The 16,011-nt window shown below is 43.9% G+C and carries 13 protein-coding genes; 8 read left to right on the top strand and 5 right to left on the bottom strand.

The window, feature by feature from the left end; genetic code table 11:
* Positions 1-19 precede the first annotated feature (19 nt).
* Complete coding sequence (locus ACE5CV_RS00405; protein WP_374948168.1) at positions 20-1,921, top strand: OmpA family protein; 1,902 nt, start codon at positions 20-22, stop codon at positions 1,919-1,921.
* Positions 1,922-1,997: 76 nt separating this feature from the next.
* On the opposite strand, the gene recQ is transcribed toward ACE5CV_RS00405, so the two are convergent.
* Positions 1,998-4,190 (bottom strand): DNA helicase RecQ, encoded by a 2,193-nt coding sequence (gene recQ / locus ACE5CV_RS00400; protein ID WP_374948201.1) that lies wholly within the window; start codon positions 4,188-4,190, stop codon positions 1,998-2,000.
* A 243-nt stretch (positions 4,191-4,433) separates the two neighbouring features.
* Here recQ and ACE5CV_RS00395 point away from each other — a divergent pair, with 243 nt between their 5' ends.
* On the top strand, positions 4,434-5,519 hold the full coding sequence (locus tag ACE5CV_RS00395; protein WP_374948167.1) for a mannose-1-phosphate guanylyltransferase: 1,086 nt from the start codon (positions 4,434-4,436) through the stop codon (positions 5,517-5,519).
* A gap of 97 nt (positions 5,520-5,616) precedes the next feature.
* Here ACE5CV_RS00395 and rlmB read toward each other — a convergent pair whose 3' ends face one another.
* On the bottom strand, positions 5,617-6,390 hold the full coding sequence (rlmB, locus tag ACE5CV_RS00390) for a 23S rRNA (guanosine(2251)-2'-O)-methyltransferase RlmB (protein WP_374948200.1): 774 nt from the start codon (positions 6,388-6,390) through the stop codon (positions 5,617-5,619).
* A 282-nt stretch (positions 6,391-6,672) separates the two neighbouring features.
* On the opposite strand from rlmB, the gene dnaB reads away from it, so the two are divergent.
* A complete protein-coding gene (dnaB, locus tag ACE5CV_RS00385; protein ID WP_374948166.1) occupies positions 6,673-8,235 on the top strand; it encodes a replicative DNA helicase in 1,563 nt (520 codons plus the stop codon).
* 156 nt (positions 8,236-8,391) lie between these two features.
* Here dnaB and chrA read toward each other — a convergent pair whose 3' ends face one another.
* Together chrA and ACE5CV_RS00375 are read right to left on the bottom strand one after the other, a co-directional pair.
* Entirely contained in the window at positions 8,392-9,588 is a 1,197-nt protein-coding gene (gene chrA, locus ACE5CV_RS00380; protein WP_374948165.1) for a chromate efflux transporter, read from the bottom strand.
* Between the two features lie 10 nt (positions 9,589-9,598).
* Positions 9,599-9,940 carry a tetratricopeptide repeat protein gene (locus ACE5CV_RS00375; protein ID WP_374948164.1) on the bottom strand — a complete coding sequence of 114 codons (342 nt, stop codon included), beginning with the start codon at positions 9,938-9,940 and terminating at the stop codon, positions 9,599-9,601.
* Positions 9,941-10,019: 79 nt separating this feature from the next.
* Between ACE5CV_RS00375 and ACE5CV_RS00370 the strand changes: the two genes are divergently transcribed.
* The 5 genes from ACE5CV_RS00370 to ACE5CV_RS00350 all read left to right on the top strand — a co-directional run bounded on the left by ACE5CV_RS00370 (position 10,020) and on the right by ACE5CV_RS00350 (position 15,273).
* Positions 10,020-10,757: an electron transfer flavoprotein subunit beta/FixA family protein gene (locus tag ACE5CV_RS00370; protein WP_374948199.1), complete on the top strand. Its 738-nt coding sequence runs from the start codon at positions 10,020-10,022 to the stop codon at positions 10,755-10,757.
* A 129-nt stretch (positions 10,758-10,886) separates the two neighbouring features.
* Positions 10,887-11,864, top strand: coding sequence for an electron transfer flavoprotein subunit alpha/FixB family protein (locus tag ACE5CV_RS00365; RefSeq protein ID WP_374948163.1), 978 nt, complete (start codon positions 10,887-10,889; stop codon positions 11,862-11,864).
* 25 nt (positions 11,865-11,889) lie between these two features.
* Positions 11,890-12,492, top strand: a complete 603-nt coding sequence (locus ACE5CV_RS00360; protein WP_374948162.1) for a bifunctional nuclease domain-containing protein — start codon at positions 11,890-11,892, stop codon at positions 12,490-12,492.
* Between the two features lie 257 nt (positions 12,493-12,749).
* Positions 12,750-14,009 (top strand): nucleoside permease, encoded by a 1,260-nt coding sequence (locus ACE5CV_RS00355; RefSeq protein ID WP_374948161.1) that lies wholly within the window; start codon positions 12,750-12,752, stop codon positions 14,007-14,009.
* Positions 14,010-14,163: 154 nt separating this feature from the next.
* Positions 14,164-15,273, top strand: a complete 1,110-nt coding sequence (locus tag ACE5CV_RS00350) for a DUF3667 domain-containing protein (RefSeq protein ID WP_374948160.1) — start codon at positions 14,164-14,166, stop codon at positions 15,271-15,273.
* Here ACE5CV_RS00350 and ACE5CV_RS00345 read toward each other — a convergent pair.
* Positions 15,263-16,011 (bottom strand): glycoside hydrolase family 9 protein (locus ACE5CV_RS00345; RefSeq protein ID WP_374948159.1); only part of this gene is annotated, 749 nt, incomplete at its 5' end. The two genes, ACE5CV_RS00350 and ACE5CV_RS00345, sit on opposite strands and share 11 nt — an antisense overlap.

Raw genomic sequence — 16,011 nt, 5'->3', positions numbered from 1 at the left:
AACTACTTGACAGTTTACAATGCGCAAACCTCTACTCCTGCTATTCATAGTATTTTTAAGTCCGCTGTTAGTGTGGGCGCAAAGGCAATACAGCACTACAAACCAGGAAGCCATAAAATATTACGCTCAGGCCAGCCAAAGCATAGATGACCACCTTTATGATGAAGCCATTGTGCAACTGCAAAAAGCGGTTGATATTGACGGCAAATTTGTTGAGGCCCACGCGCAACTGGCTGATGTGCTGCGTTTGCGGCGGCAGAATAAACCAGCAATAGATCATTACCTTAAAGTGATAGCTCTTGACCCGGAGTTCAACCGGTCTGTATATCTCAAAGTAGGTGATACCGAAATTGCCGAAGCGCAATATGCAAGCGCACAAAAACACCTCGAAAAGTATCTCAGCTACCCGGCGGTTACCGCAGCCAACGTAGCTTTTGCCACTAAACTGATAAACGATTGCAAATTTAGTATCCAGGCATTGCAGCATCCTGTGGCTTTCAAACCGTTGAACATGGGGCCTGATATCAATACCACTAATGATGAGTATTTGCCTACAGCTACTGCCGATGAAAGCACATTGATCTTTACCCGGAAGATCAACAATAACGAAGATTTCTACCAAAGTATCAAATTAAATAATAAGTGGCAAAAGGCTGATTATTTGAGTAATATCATCAATACGCCACAGTTTAACGAGGGCGCCCAATCTATATCGCAGGATGGAAGATATCTTTTCTTCACCGGCTGTAACCGGCCTGACGGTTTAGGCAGGTGCGACATTTATATTTCACAAAAAAAAGGCAACGACTGGGGCAAACCCTTTAGTTTAAGCGCGCCGTTAAATACATCCGGATGGGAAGCGCAGCCATCTATCAGCGCCGACGGGAGGACTCTGTACTTTGTAAGTAATCGTAAAGGCGGTTATGGCGGTTACGACATCTGGAAATCGCGCCTGACGGAAAAAGGCTGGGGCGCACCGGAAAACATGGGGCCGGAAATTAACACCCCATTTGATGAACAATCACCATTTATCCATCCGGACGACAGCACTTTTTATTTTTGCAGCAACGGCTGGCCGGGTTTGGGTAACAAAGATCTTTTTATTAGCAGGCTTGGTGCCGATGGTAAATGGAAAAAGCCAGAGAACCTGGGCTACCCTATCAATTCCAGCGGGGACGAGAACGGTCTTACCATTACCGCTAACGGCGAGTACGCCTTTTTTGCCTCTAACAACTTAAAAGGTTATGGCGGCTATGATATCTACACTTTTCAACTTCCTGCCGCTGTGCGGCCTATTATGGTTACCTACGTTAAAGGGAAAGTGTTTGATGGTAAAACTAATCAGCCGTTAGAGTCGGCTATTGAAATTATCGACCTGCAAAAGAATGTACCGGTTTACCAGGATTACAGTTCTGAAGATAGCGGGGAGTTTTTAGCCACCATTGCCGGCGGCAGGAATTATGGCCTCAATATATCCAAAGAAGGGTACCTTTTTTACTCAGACAATTTTTCACTGATAGGCCACGATGTCAAAAACGCGTTTAACATAAACGTATCGCTATCGCCAATTGAAGTTGGCGGGAAAGTGGTGCTGAAGAACATTTTTTTTGATACCAATAAATTTGATCTGAAACCTGAGTCGATTGCCGAGTTAGGGAAGCTGGTCGAGTTTTTACAGTTGAATAAGGCAGTACGGATTGAGATTTCGGGCTATACGGATGATGTAGGTAATGACCAGAGCAACCAGCTGCTTTCAGAAAACCGGGCAAAAGCGGTATATAGTTATTTAACTAGCCACGCTATCAACGCCGGTAGATTAATTTACAAAGGCTATGGCAAATCGGAACCCATTGCCCCTAATACCACCGATGAAAACCGCAGCAAAAACCGCCGTACAGAGTTTAAGATCGTCTCGAAATAAAAGCTAAAAGAAAAAGCCCAAAGCTGAAAGTATACAACTTCCTACTTTGGACTTTGCCTTCTTATTCTGACTATCTTTAATTTCCTACTTCTGATAGGAATTTTATACGCATTAATTGCACTTCTTCGCGGGTGTAGTCGTCAGATCCTAATTCAACAAGTGCGTCGTCGATAGAATCCACCTCGGCCGATTTAAAGTAGTCGTAAACCTCCTCCTGTTTGTCTTCATCAATCATCTCGTCGATATAGTAATTCAAGTTAAGTTTGGTGCCCGAGTTTACAATAGTTTCCACCTCTTTCAGGATCTCCTCGTAAGTTAATCCCTTAGATGCAGCGATGTCATCAAGATTAAGGTGACGATCAATATTCTGGATGATGAAAACCTTGAGCGCCGATTTATTCGCTGCGCTTTTGATAACCATGTCTATCGGGCGATCGATATCATTATCCTCAACATATTTAGCGATCAAATCAACGAACGGCGCACCGAATTTCATGGCTTTACCGGCACCTACACCCGATATGTGCTTTAACTCTTCCGAATTAATTGGATAGTGCGTGCACATTTCTTCTAAAGACGGATCCTGGAAGATAACAAACGGCGGTAAACCCTTTTGTTTAGCCAGCTTTTTGCGCAGGTCCTTAAGCATTTGCAGCAGTTGCGTATCTAACGCACCGCCGACTTGCTTAGGGCCGTCCTCGGCTTCATCTTCGTCAGTTGGGCCCATATCCCTGTTCAGTATAAAGCGGATGCTGTATGGGTTATCTATAAAGGCATTGCCTGATTTTGTTAAATGCAGCAAACCATACTGATCGATATCTTTTGACAGGAAGTTGTTCAGCAGCGCCTGGCGCATCAGCGAGTTCCAAAGGTTTTCGCCCTGCTCAATGCCCGATCCAAAATAATCCAGTTTATCGTGCTCGTAATTTTTTACCTGCGCATCATCTTTACCCATCAGGATATTGATGATGTGACAATCATCAAACTTCTCGCCTATCAGTTTGATCAGGCTTAAAGCCCTATGGAGGTGTTCTTCGCCATCAAAAAACGTTTTAGGGGCGCTGCAGTTATCGCACATGCAATTACAACCTGCCTCGTTAAAGTTCTCGCCAAAGTAATGTAACAGCTGTTTACGGCGGCACACCGACGATTCGGCATAGTCAATCACCTCTTTCAGGATCTGGGTACCTATTTCACGCTCGGCAACAGGTTTATCTTTCATAAACTTTTGCAGTTTATCGATATCCTTACCGCTGTAAAAGGCAACACAAACACCCTCGCCACCATCACGGCCTGCACGGCCTGTTTCCTGATAGTACCCTTCCATGCTCTTAGGCATATCATGGTGTATCACATACCGCACGTCGGGTTTATCAATCCCCATACCGAATGCTATTGTGGCAACAATTACATCAACATCTTCCATCAGGAATTTGTCTTGCGTATCGGCGCGCACTTTTGGGTCTAATCCGGCATGGTATGGTAAGGCTTTAACACCGTTAAGATTTAATGCTTCGGCCACTTCTTCTACCTTTTTACGGCTCAGGCAATAGATAATGCCCGATTTGCCCTGGTTTTGCTTTACAAATTTTACGATCTCTTTAATAGCGGTACGCTTAGCCCTTACTTCGTAAAATAAGTTGGCACGGTTAAAGGATGATTTGTAAACCGTGGCGTTGTTCATCTGCAGGTTCTTTTGAATATCCTGCTGTACTTTAGGGGTAGCGGTAGCGGTTAAGGCGATAATTGGGATATCATCACTAATATTGCTTATCACCTGCCTGATCTTACGGTATTCGGGCCGGAAATCGTGGCCCCACTCAGAAATACAATGTGCCTCGTCTACCGCCACGAATGACACCTGGTTAAGTCTTAAAAAATCAACATTCTCTTGCTTGGTCAGTGACTCCGGGGCTACGTATAGCAGTTTTGTTTTACCGCTTAATACATCATCCTTAACCCTTAAAATATCTGCTTTTGTCAACGAGGAATTTAAAAAATGCGCTATACTGTCCGAGCCGCCGAAGGCCCTTAATTGATCAACCTGATTTTTCATTAAAGCGATGAGCGGGGAGATCACTATCGCAGTGCCTTCGCTCATAAGTGCGGGTAGCTGATAACACATGGATTTGCCGCCCCCTGTGGGCATAATAACAAATGTATCGTTACCTGCTAAAATATTAGTTATAATCGCTTCTTGTTCTCCTTTAAAGTTATCAAACCCGAAAAAATTTTGGAGGTTATCAAAAAGCGACTTTTTAGTCTCTATCATTATATGCTCGTGCGTTTGGAATTATGGTTCAAAATAACAAAAATTTATAAATAAACGCAGTGGTTAGTTAAAAATTTTATATTAAAATGATTATTTGATTAAAAACAATTTGTTTATTTATCGCTTTAAAAAAAGGTAAAAATCCGGTCGAAAGATTTAGTTTTACTTAACACTAACTTTACAAACTAAAGCACATCTTTAACGTTGTAATTGCCAAATTAAAATTCTTTACTTTACACAATGAATAAAAATTACTATGCCATTATTATGGCCGGCGGAATTGGTAGCCGTTTTTGGCCTATAAGCCGTACATCACACCCCAAACAGTTTATTGATATATTAGGTACCGGGAAAACACTTATTCAAAATACTTACGATCGCTTCCTGAAAGTTTGCCCCAAAGAGAATATCTACGTAGTTACCAACGAAAACTATACCGCGCTTGTTAAAGAGCAATTGCCGGATATGGCCGATCAGCAAATACTGACCGAGCCGGTTATGCGTAACACCGCACCTTGCGTAGCTTACGGTTGCTTTAAAATTGAAACCATGAACCCTGATGCTGCTATAGTTGTTGCACCATCAGACCACCTGATACTGGATGAGGCCGCGTTTATAACCGCTATAGAAAAATCACTGCAAACCGCTTCAGAAAAAAACTGCCTGATCACTTTGGGTATCAAGCCATCGCGCCCGGATACCGGTTACGGCTACATCCAATATACCGATCAAACCCTGAACGAGGAATTCCATAAGGTGAAAACCTTTACCGAAAAGCCAACCGTTGATATTGCCAAAACATTTATCCAGAGCGGCGACTTTTTGTGGAATGCGGGTATCTTCGTATGGTCGGCCAAAGCAATTGTAGAAGCGTTCGACAGCCATCTGCCCGAAATGCATGAGATCTTTGCAGAGGCACGTTCTGTTTACAACACCGATGAAGAAAAAACATTTGTACACAAAATTTACCAGCGCTGCGTAAACATCTCTATAGATTACGGCATCATGGAAAAAGCATCAAATGTGTACGTACTGCCATCAGAATTTGGCTGGAGCGACCTGGGTACCTGGGCATCCATTTACCAGCTTGCCGATAAAGATTATGTGGGCAACGCGGTGATCCCTTCAGAAAAGGTGATCATGTACGATAGCAGCAATTGTATGGTAAACGTACCCGGCGAAAAGCTAGTGATATTGCAGGGCCTGCACGACTACATCGTGGTAGAATCTAACAACTCGCTGCTGATTTGCCCGCGCGACCAGGAGCAAAACATTAAACAGGTTGTTGCCGATGTAAAAAGCAAATTCGGAACGAAATACATATAATGTTGCAAATTAAATTTGCAGATTAAAAAAGCGCCCGGTTGGGAATCAAACGGGCGCTTTTGCATTTTATCCTGGATCATTAATTCATGTGCACAGTTTAAATTTTTAGATCTTGCCGTTGTCTTATCGCCTCGTACAAGATTACTGCCGTAGATACAGATACATTTAATGATTCTATTTCGCCAAACATAGGGATCTTTGCCAGGTGGTCGGATATACGGATGATTTCGTTGCGGATACCGTCCTCTTCCGATCCCATGATGATAGCTGTCGGTGCGGTATAATCCGGTTTGTAGATATACTCATTCGTTTTTTCGGTACAGCAAACCAATTGCAATCCCGATTCCTGTAAAAACTTCACCGTTTGCATAAAGTTATCATGCCTGCATACCGGTATCTTATAAAGTGCCCCGGCCGATGTCTTAATGGCATCCGGATTAATTTGCGCAGAACCTTTCGCAGGGATCACGATGGCATGCACACCGGCACACTCAGCCGTACGGGCAATGGCGCCCATGTTGCGTACATCGGTAATGCTATCCAAAACCAATATTAGAGGCACTTCTCCCCTTTCAAAAACTTCCGGGATAATGTTTTCTATTTTCTGGTAAATGATCGGCGATATAAAAGCAATAGCACCCTGGTGATTCTTCATGGTGATGCGGTTCAGTTTTTCAACCGGAACCTGCTGGGCGGTGATATTGTACTCGCCCATCACATCTTTAAGTTCGGTAAGCAGGCCGCCGCCTAATCCGCGCTGTATGTATAATGCCTCAATTTCTTTACCTGCCAGTATCGCTTCAATCACAGCCCTTATACCAAAAACCATCTGATTGCCTTCGCGTGGCGGAGGTTTAGAATTATATGCCATTTCAATAAAATTATTTTCGCCAAAAGTAGGTAATATTAGCTGGTTTACATACATCAAGCCATTAATGGTTCTAAAACCAGCCGGATTAATTAACATCGGGTTGGGTTATCAACATATGATGATAATCAGATACTTAAGTAGTTGTTAACACGTTTTAAACACATGATGTTAATTACCTACCGCAAAATTTATAGTACTGATTGCGTTTAAGTTATCAACACGATACACTATGTTAACTTAAAAGCGGCCAGCCGGAACATATTTTATATATTTTTGTTCGTTATGATTTTCGAGAACGACGCCCCTAATTACAAGCCCAACACGAACGACCGCAGAAGCCGTTTAACCAACCCCATCCCAACCGCAGGTTTGGGTAAATTACCCCCGCAAGCCATTGACCTGGAGGAGGCCGTTTTAGGTGCGCTGATGCTGGAAAAAGACGCCCTTTCATCTGTAATAGATGTATTGAAGCCCGAGGTTTTTTACAAAGACAATCACCAGAAAATTTTTAACGCTATCCGCGTCTTGTTCGAGAAAACATCGCCGGTGGATATTCTTACCGTAACCGCGCAGTTACGCCAGCAGGGCGAGCTGGAAATGATTGGCGGCGCGTATTACATTACAGAGCTTACCAATCGTGTGGCCTCTGCGGCCAATATTGAGTATCACTCGCGTATCATCATTCAAAAATTCATTCAGCGGGAATTGATCCGTATCTCTACCGATGTGATCAACACCGCTTATGAAGATACCAGCGATGTGCTGGAGTTATTAGATAAGGCCGAAAAAAACCTTTTTGAGATAGCACAGAACAACCTTCGCCGCGATTCCCGTAAAATGGACGACCTGGTGCACCAGGCGTTAAAAGACATTGAGGCCCTGAAAGATAAAAAAGATGGCTTAACCGGTGTGGCTTCGGGCTTTACAGAGCTGGACAGGATGACCTCAGGCTGGCAACCGTCAGATCTGGTGATCATTGCAGCACGCCCGGCAATGGGTAAAACAGCCTTTGTATTAAGTTGTGCACGTAATGCCGCTGTTGATTTCGATAAGCCGGTAGTCGTGTTCTCGCTCGAGATGTCGTCGGTACAGTTGGTTAATCGTTTGATTTCCGGCGAAACTGAAATAGAGCAGGAAAAGATTCGTAAAGGGACCCTTGAGGAATGGGAATGGCAGCAGATCCACTCCAAAATTGGCCGTTTGGAGCAGGCACCATTGATCATTGACGATACGCCGTCTTTAAATATATTTGAGTTCCGCGCAAAATGCCGCCGTTTAAAGGCTCAGCACGATATCCAGCTAATCATCATCGATTACCTGCAGTTGATGCAGGGCAAGGCCGATGGTAAGGGCGGTGGTAACCGTGAGCAGGAAATTGGTAGCATATCCCGCGCGCTCAAAACCGTCGCGAAAGAACTGAACGTACCGGTGATTGCGCTGTCGCAGTTAAGCCGTGCGGTTGAGAACAGGCCGGGTGGCTCTAAACGCCCCATGTTGTCGGATTTACGTGAGTCAGGTTCGATTGAGCAGGATGCCGATATGGTACTATTCCTGTATCGCCCCGAGTATTACGGACTTGACGTGGATGAGGACAACAACCCTACCCAGGGTGTTGGTGAAATTATTATTGCAAAACACCGTAACGGTGAAACAGGAAAGGTAAGGCTGCGCTTTGTAGGTAAATATGTTAAGTTTCAGGATCTGGAGCCAAGCATGGGCGATTTCCCTGCACCTGGGGCAGCCTTTGCCGGCATCAACCCTTCAACAGATTTTGACAGCAAACCGAGCAACTTCATTATCCGTCCGTCACGAATGGATGATATGGATGACGAAGCACCGTTTTAGAGATAATACATACTATAACAAAAGCCCGGCTGAAAAGCCGGGTTTTTTGTTTAGAGACTATTTGCAAAGGAAGTTAAAAAGGCAGCTAAACATTCCTTTACGCAACAGAAAGAAAGCTCATGAGTTCACTAGCCCATTGCTAAAGTGTTTTAGTAATTATAACAATCCCAATACCACCCCTATCACAATAATAAGCGGGGCCTTTATCTTTGTAAAGTTCAGCAGTAAAAAAGTAGCGATCAGCAGCCCGTAAGCCATCCAATCGGGCCCAAAGGGTTTGGTAAGTTGTATCAATGCTGTAGCCATAAAACCGACTGCAACTGCGTTGATGCCGCTTAGGGAGTTTTTAATTAGCGTGATCCTTTTCAGGTCGTTCCAGAATGGCACGATAAAAAGGATGAGTATTAATCCAGGCAGGTTAATGCCGATAATGGCAACCAAGCTGCCTGCTATTTGCCCTGCTAACCCGTAACCCCTGTTACCCATGCTGATGCCGCCCACAAATGAGGTAAAGGCGAACGTAGGCCCGGGTAACGCCTGCTGCAAAGCATAGCCCGAAAGGAATTCGGAATTGGTAAGATAATGTTTCAGGTCAACAAACTCGGTGTACATTAACGGTACCAGCACCTGCCCGCCGCCAAAAATCAGGATGCCGTTACGATAAAAATTCTCAAACAAACGTATGGGTAAGCTAAACGGCGATGTACGGTTGATGATGGCACCAAGCGCTGCGAAAAGCAGCAAGATCCCAATGAAATAAGCAACCTTGTTAGGGTTAACGTTGGCAAAAAGCTTTACCCGCAACTCATTTTCCGGCTGCTGGGTTTCTAAGGCCGATGAGACGATGCCCCCCAGCAAAATCAGTATCGGGAAAGCATATGGGTTTTGCAGGATAAGCGTAGCTATTAAAGATCCTGCGGCCAGCATTGTAGTTACTTTACTTTGTAGGAATTTACGGGCGAAGGTGTAAGTTGCATACGCCACAATACCTACCGCCATAGGCTGGATAAAACGTAAAATAGCGGTAAATTTATCCTTATCAGCAAAGATCTTATAGCTGATAGCCGCAGCACACATAATGGCGGCAGATGGCAGTATCCAGATCAGGAATGTAATTAGCGCCAGGCGTAAGCCGCCCACTTTCCAGGCAATACCTACCAGTGTTTGGGTAGATGACGGGCCGGGCATGATCTGCGACAGGGCATTCAGCTCCATCAGCTCTTCTTCGGTAACATAGCGCCGCTTCTCTACAAATTCGCGCAGCAAAACAGCAATGTGCGCCTGCGGCCCTCCAAATGCTGTAAAAGTGTATAAAAACACATCCCGAAGGAATAAAAGCTGCCTGCCTTTCAAAAGTTAACGGTTAGTAGTCGTCATCATCATCGTCAAACCCTTTAAGGTTCATATATACGCCCTGCAATTCAGATAGCGAGTGCATATCCCGCTTGCTTTTGGTTATCTCTATCCCCTTTTCGTAAGTGCTTAGGGCATCGTCCTTGCGGCCAAGTGCTTCGTATAATTTGCCCAGATGATAGTATGTACCGGTATAGTTAGGGTGGTTATTTACCAAGTCCTCATAATAGTTCAAAGCCTTTTCTGAATCATTAAGTCGCAGATACTCTGTAGCCAGCGCATATTTCAAAAATTCATCCTCAGGCTCGTTCTGTAAAAACGCCAGTAGCTTATCTAATCTGCTTATCTCCATTTTTTACTCTCTCTTTTTTAACTAAATTTGCACCAGTACCTAATTACAAACACCTGTAAAATATAAACCAATTGTAATGATGAAAATACTGGTATGTATCAGCAACGTTCCGGATACCACTACAAAAATAACCTTTACTGATAACAACACCCAATTTAATACAAATGGCGTTCAGTTTATATTAAACCCGTGGGACGAGATTGCCCTTGCACGCGCTATTGAATTGACCGACGGCGGCAACGGAACCGTTACGGTTGTCAACGTTGGCGAAGCAAATACCGATGCCACCATCCGCAAGGCACTGGCTATTGGCGCCACTGATGCAGTACGCATTAATGCCAAACCGCATGATGCCTGGTTTGTAGCTTACCAGATAGCTCAATATGTTAAAGCAAACCCTTTTGACCTTATCCTGACCGGAAAGGAATCGATAGATTACAACGGATCTAAAGTAGCCGGTATGTTAGGCGAACTGCTGGATATTCCATCGGTATCCATTATTAAAAAATTAGACGCTACTGATAGCGAAGCCACTGTTGAGCGCGAGATTGAAGGCGGAAAAGAAGTTTTAACCATTCCCTTTCCTTTTGTAGCCGGTACTGCCGAAAGTGTTGCCGAGCCAAAGATCCCAAATATGCGTGGCATCATGAGCGCACGAACCAAGCCGCTTACCGTAGTTGAGGCAGTTGAGGTGCAAACTAATTCAGAGATCATCAGTTATGAAACACCTGACCCACGCGGCCAGGTTAACCTGGTACCTGCAGACGATCCGGCTAAGCTGGTTGATTTGCTGCACTCGCAGGCAAGGGTTATTTAAGATTGAGGAAATTACCATTAAAATCAAACAGATAAGACACAGAGTCAGCAATTCGGGTAACAGTTCGAGGGTACACAAATTATAACCCCGCACATAAACCGAAACGCCTGATCATTTAAAATATCAAATATGTCAGTTTTAATATATGCAGAGAACGCGGCCGGTAAATTCAAAAAATCAACTTTTGAAGCCGTATCATATGCAAAAGCCATAGCCAATCAAAGTAGCACCAACCTGATTGCGATATCTATTGGTGATGTTGCTGCCGAAGACCTGGCTGCTTTAGGTAAGTATGGTGCCGAAAAGGTGCTGAACGTATCTAACGAAAAGCTAAAGAACTTTGTGAACCAGGCCTATGCATCGGTAATTGCCGAAGCTGCCAAAGCCAACAATTCAGCTATAGTTGTACTATCCAACTCATTTAGCGGCCGTGGCCTTGCCCCACGCTTAGGTGTTAAGCTGGAAGCCGGTGTGGTTGATGGCGCGGTTGCATTGCCTGAAGTTAGCAACGGAAAATTTACCGTAAAAAAAACGGCCTTTTCCGGTAAGGCATTTGCTACTGTAGAAATCACGTCGGCAAATAAAGTGATAGCGCTAACGCCCAATACTTATAAAGTTGTAGAATCGGCACTAAACGCTTCGGTTGAAGATTTTAATGTAGAAACCAAGGCATCAGACTTTGCTGCTCTGGTAAAAGATATTGTACGTTCTACCGATAAGGTGTCATTACCTGATGCCGAGATCGTGGTATCTGCAGGCCGTGGTTTGAAAGGGCCTGAGAATTGGGGTATGGTAGAAGAACTGGCCGGATTGTTAGGAGCCGCGACAGCCTGCTCTAAACCGGTTTCAGACGCCGGATGGCGCCCGCATAGCGAACACGTTGGACAAACAGGTATAGCCGTTAGTCCCAATTTATACGTTGCCATAGGTATATCCGGCGCCATACAGCACCTTGCGGGTATAAGCGCATCAAAAGTTATCGTGGTGATCAACAAAGATGCCGAAGCGCCGTTCTTTAAGGTAGCTGATTACGGCATTGTTGGTGATGCTTTTGAAGTATTGCCAAAATTAATTGCCGCAGTAAAAGAATATAAAGCATCAGCTTAAAACAGGGTTTGTGATGGGTAACGATATGAAAAAAATTAAGCTGGATATTGTAGGGTTATCTTACAGCCAAACGCAATCCGGCGCATACGCTTTGGTTTTAGGCGAAGTTAGCGGGCGCCGCAGGTTGCCGATAATCATAGGTAGTTTTGAGGCGCAGGCCATAGCTATCGAAATTGAAAAGATGACGCCAAGCCGTCCCTTAACCCATGATCTTTTTAAAAGCATGGGCCAGGCTTTTAATATCACCGTGCAGGAGGTAGTGATCTATAACCTGGTCGACGGGATCTTTTACGCCAAATTAATTTGTTTTGACGGAAAGAAATCAGTTGAGATAGATGCCCGTACATCTGACGCTATTGCGGTATCTGTACGATTCGACTGCCCTATTTACACTTACGAGTTTATCTTATCAACCGCCGGGATCGTTATAGAGGGAAACGATTTTGTATATCTCGAAAATATCAACGAAACATCTGAAGAGAAAACGCAAACGGCCGCTGCTGCAGGTACCTTTAACTCCTTAAGTGAAGACGAACTTAAAACCCGCTTACAACAGGCGCTGGCCGAAGAAGCTTACGAAAAAGCAGCAAAAATTCGCGATGAGTTAAATAAGCGTAAATCATCATAAATAAATCTGACCGGTTCTAATAAGTGTAATGTCATTTTGAACGAGCGACAGCGAGGAGAAATCTTCTTGATGCGGTCCGTTTGTAGTTAGCACCAAGCTGTTATTTTTATAACCTATTCCCCGCACATTGCGATAATGCATCAATAAACTATACTACATTAAGCAGTTGTAGTAAACGTACAGCTTTCGCATATCGCTTTATTTCACTATTTTCAGCCTTTGTTTTTTTAACTATTAATTGTTTAAACCAGTGCTGTATGAATATTAAGTTTCGCTTAATACTGATGAATTTTATGCAATTTTTTATATGGGGGGCTTGGCTGCTTACCATTGGTGCATACTGGTTTCAAAATAAACAATGGTCGGGTGCGCAGTTTGGGGCCATTTTTTCAACTATGGGCATCGCATCTATATTTATGCCTACCATCACCGGAATAATAGCCGACAGGTTTATCAATGCCGAAAAGCTTTACGGTATTATGCATATCCTCGGTGCTATGACCCTCTTTTCGTTACCTATGGTGACCAATCCAAACACCTTTTTTTGGGTAATATTACTTAACATGATGTTTTACATGCCTACCTTGTCATTATCTATCACGGTAGCGTACTCGGCACTTAAAGGGCAGGGAATAGATGTAGTTAAGGAATACCCTCCTATCCGTACCTGGGGAACTGTGGGGTTTATTGTAGCCTTGTGGACGGTAAGCTTAACCCACAATGAAACGTCGGCCAATCAGTTTTACATTGCATCGGCCATTTCTCTTGCTTTGGGTATTTATTCGTTCAGCCTGCCTAAATGCCCTCCGCTATTAAGCCAGGCCGACAGCAAATCATTCAGCAGCAAATTGGGCTTAAATGCATTTGCATTATTTAAAACACCGCGTTTTGCAATTTTCTTTGCTTTCTCACTTTTGCTGGGCGCGGCCTTACAATTAACTAACGCTTACGGCGATACTTATATTCACGATTTTAAAAGCGTCCCTGCTTACCAGGATACCATTGCGGTGAAATATCCGGCAATTATCATGTCCATCTCGCAGATATCAGAGACGTTGTTCATCCTGGCTATACCTTTCTTTTTACGCAGGTTCGGAATCAAGTACGTCATGTTGTTCAGTATGCTGGCATGGGTTTTAAGATTCGGCTTGTTTGCCTTTGGCGATCCCACCGGCGGCCTGTGGATGATCATCCTGTCGTGTATTGTTTACGGCATGGCATTCGACTTTTTCAATATCTCTGGGTCGCTGTTTGTGGAGACACAGGCCGCCCCGGAAATACGTGGGAGTGCCCAGGGCTTATTTATGATGATGGTGAACGGCTTTGGTGCATTTTTCGGGAGCATCATCAGCGGTGCCGTTATTCAAAAGTATTTTACGCTGCCAAATCAGGAAAAAAACTGGCACGGCATCTGGCTTTGTTTCGCGGCTTATGCGCTGGTTATTGCCGTCATTTTTCCGTTTGTGTTTAGGTATAAACACAACACAGCGTTAAAACATGCCATACAACACGCGTGATCTTAATCTGCTCTGATATTTCAGGGTGTTTTAAATGATCTCAACTGGTATTCTAATGAACCAGAATGTTGAAGAGCATTTAAATGCTTAACTACATATTGCTGAAAAATACTTGTAGCTTAGTACAAAATACCTAAACCAGCTTACACAGGCAATGAAAAAGCACTACCGGCACGAAAAAGACTGCCTTAACTGCGGAACGATATTAGAAGGTAAATTTTGCCACAACTGCGGGCAGGAAAACCTGCAGATGAAAGAGAGCTTCGGCCACATGATCACCCATGCGGTAAGCGATTACTTCCACTTCGACGATCAATTTTTTCACACGCTTAAGCCGCTGTTTTTGCAGCCAGGCAAACTTACCAATGAATATGTGGCCGGCCGGCGCGCGCAATACCTGCACCCGGTGAAGATGTATATATTCATCAGCTTACTATTTTTTATCATCTTTTTTCAGGACAAACGGAACGAGCCGTTGCAAATACGAGATGACAGCCAAACCGAGCACGTTAAAATTGACAAAGCAAAAAAGGCAATTGTAAAGGGTGTCAACAGCGACACCAGCTTAAACGCAGCCCAAAAACGCAAGGTTGCCAATCGCATTATAGCCTTTATGCCAGATTCATTACAAACAGAGATACAGGAAAACATTAAAAAAGATTCCATCAAAGAACATAATAAAAAGGTGTTTAAAGATGGCGACGATTTTGCCATGTTTAGCGATGCATCCGGCGCTAAAACTTATGCTGAGTATGAAGCCGCCCAGAACAAACTACCGGAAAATAAACGCGATGGTTTGTTAACGCATTACTTCTATAAAAAGAATTTCGACTGGCGAAGTCATGGTAAGGATGCTAAAGAAATGCTGGTAGAAGGCTTAAAACATAATGCACCCAAAATGATGTTTTTGCTATTGCCCTTGTTTGCGTTTATTTTAAAGCTGGCATTCTGGAAAAACAGGAAATTTTACGTAGAACACATTATTTACGCCATACACGTTCATTGCTATTTGTTCCTGTTCCTGACATTTACTACGCTTATAAAGTTATTTATTCCGCATAGTTGGCAAGCCCCCATTGCGGTTATAAACCTCCTGACCTTCGCGATAGTTGTTTGGTACATTTATCGTTCGCTAAGGGTAGTTTACCAGCGGAGCCGTTGGCGCACAATTAGTAAAATGATAGGCGTTGGCTTTATGTACAGCATCCTGTTCGGATTTTGCTTTATGGTGATCCTGTTTATCACGGCCCTTACTACCGTTTAATTGCACTTTTACCCAGCTCCGTTTGCAAGGATTCTAAGGCATTAGCAAGATAGGCCATTGGCGCATTCCAGTTGATAGCAATCTCATTAGTGGCATATGACCGGTCATCATCTATAAACGCTTCATCCGGCGATTTAGATGGAGTTGGCACACCGTCCTGCATCCCCGGGTTAGGTCCGCCGGAAAGTAAACCGGGTACCGGTTCGGCTATTCCATCTGCTACAGATGGCCGGTGATGCGGATGCATAATGGGCTGACTGCCAAAACCGCTCAGGTAACAATATCCGGTTCCATTTCGTCCTAACAAGTAATCAAGATTGCCTAACGCGGCATTCAAGTATTTTTTATTATGTGATAGCTGGTATGCCTTAATTAGCAGCATCCCCTCGTTAGCGGCGTTACTATTACTTCCCCAATTGAAATTAGCTTTAGTTTTGGTCATCACCGTTTGGTAAGCATTTTTATCGACGTTTGCTATCAACGTATCGGCATAAGCAAGAAATGCTGATTTAAGCTTCGTAACATACTTTGCGTTCTTTAACAAAGTATAATTTCCCATCATACTCACCGATCCCCATGCGGGCACATTCATTTTGTTCGCCGTGACCGAAGCTTCTGTCTTTGTTAAATATTCCGGTTTGCCGGTGGTAGCGTACAATTCGGCAGCTGCCCAAAAAAACTCATCATTTACCCCCCTGTCGCCATAAGCACCGGTAACCACTTCGGGCTTAAACCGTT

The sequence above is a fragment of the Mucilaginibacter sp. genome (assembly GCF_964263795.1).
GTDB lineage: Bacteria > Bacteroidota > Bacteroidia > Sphingobacteriales > Sphingobacteriaceae > Mucilaginibacter.
The sequence above is the reverse complement of the archived record's forward strand: the minus strand, read 5'-3'. Positions and strand labels throughout refer to the sequence as shown.

Coding starts and splice junctions, on each gene's coding strand:
- ACE5CV_RS00405 (WP_374948168.1), top strand. CDS start 20: ATGCGCAAACCTCTACTCCTGCTATTCATAGTATTTTTAAGTCCGCTG.
- ACE5CV_RS00395 (WP_374948167.1), top strand. CDS start 4,434: ATGAATAAAAATTACTATGCCATTATTATGGCCGGCGGAATTGGTAGC.
- rlmB (WP_374948200.1), bottom strand. CDS start 6,390: ATGGCATATAATTCTAAACCTCCGCCACGCGAAGGCAATCAGATGGTT.
- dnaB (WP_374948166.1), top strand. CDS start 6,673: ATGATTTTCGAGAACGACGCCCCTAATTACAAGCCCAACACGAACGAC.
- ACE5CV_RS00375 (WP_374948164.1), bottom strand. CDS start 9,940: ATGGAGATAAGCAGATTAGATAAGCTACTGGCGTTTTTACAGAACGAG.
- ACE5CV_RS00370 (WP_374948199.1), top strand. CDS start 10,020: ATGAAAATACTGGTATGTATCAGCAACGTTCCGGATACCACTACAAAA.
- ACE5CV_RS00365 (WP_374948163.1), top strand. CDS start 10,887: ATGTCAGTTTTAATATATGCAGAGAACGCGGCCGGTAAATTCAAAAAA.
- ACE5CV_RS00360 (WP_374948162.1), top strand. CDS start 11,890: ATGAAAAAAATTAAGCTGGATATTGTAGGGTTATCTTACAGCCAAACG.
- ACE5CV_RS00355 (WP_374948161.1), top strand. CDS start 12,750: ATGAATATTAAGTTTCGCTTAATACTGATGAATTTTATGCAATTTTTT.
- ACE5CV_RS00350 (WP_374948160.1), top strand. CDS start 14,164: ATGAAAAAGCACTACCGGCACGAAAAAGACTGCCTTAACTGCGGAACG.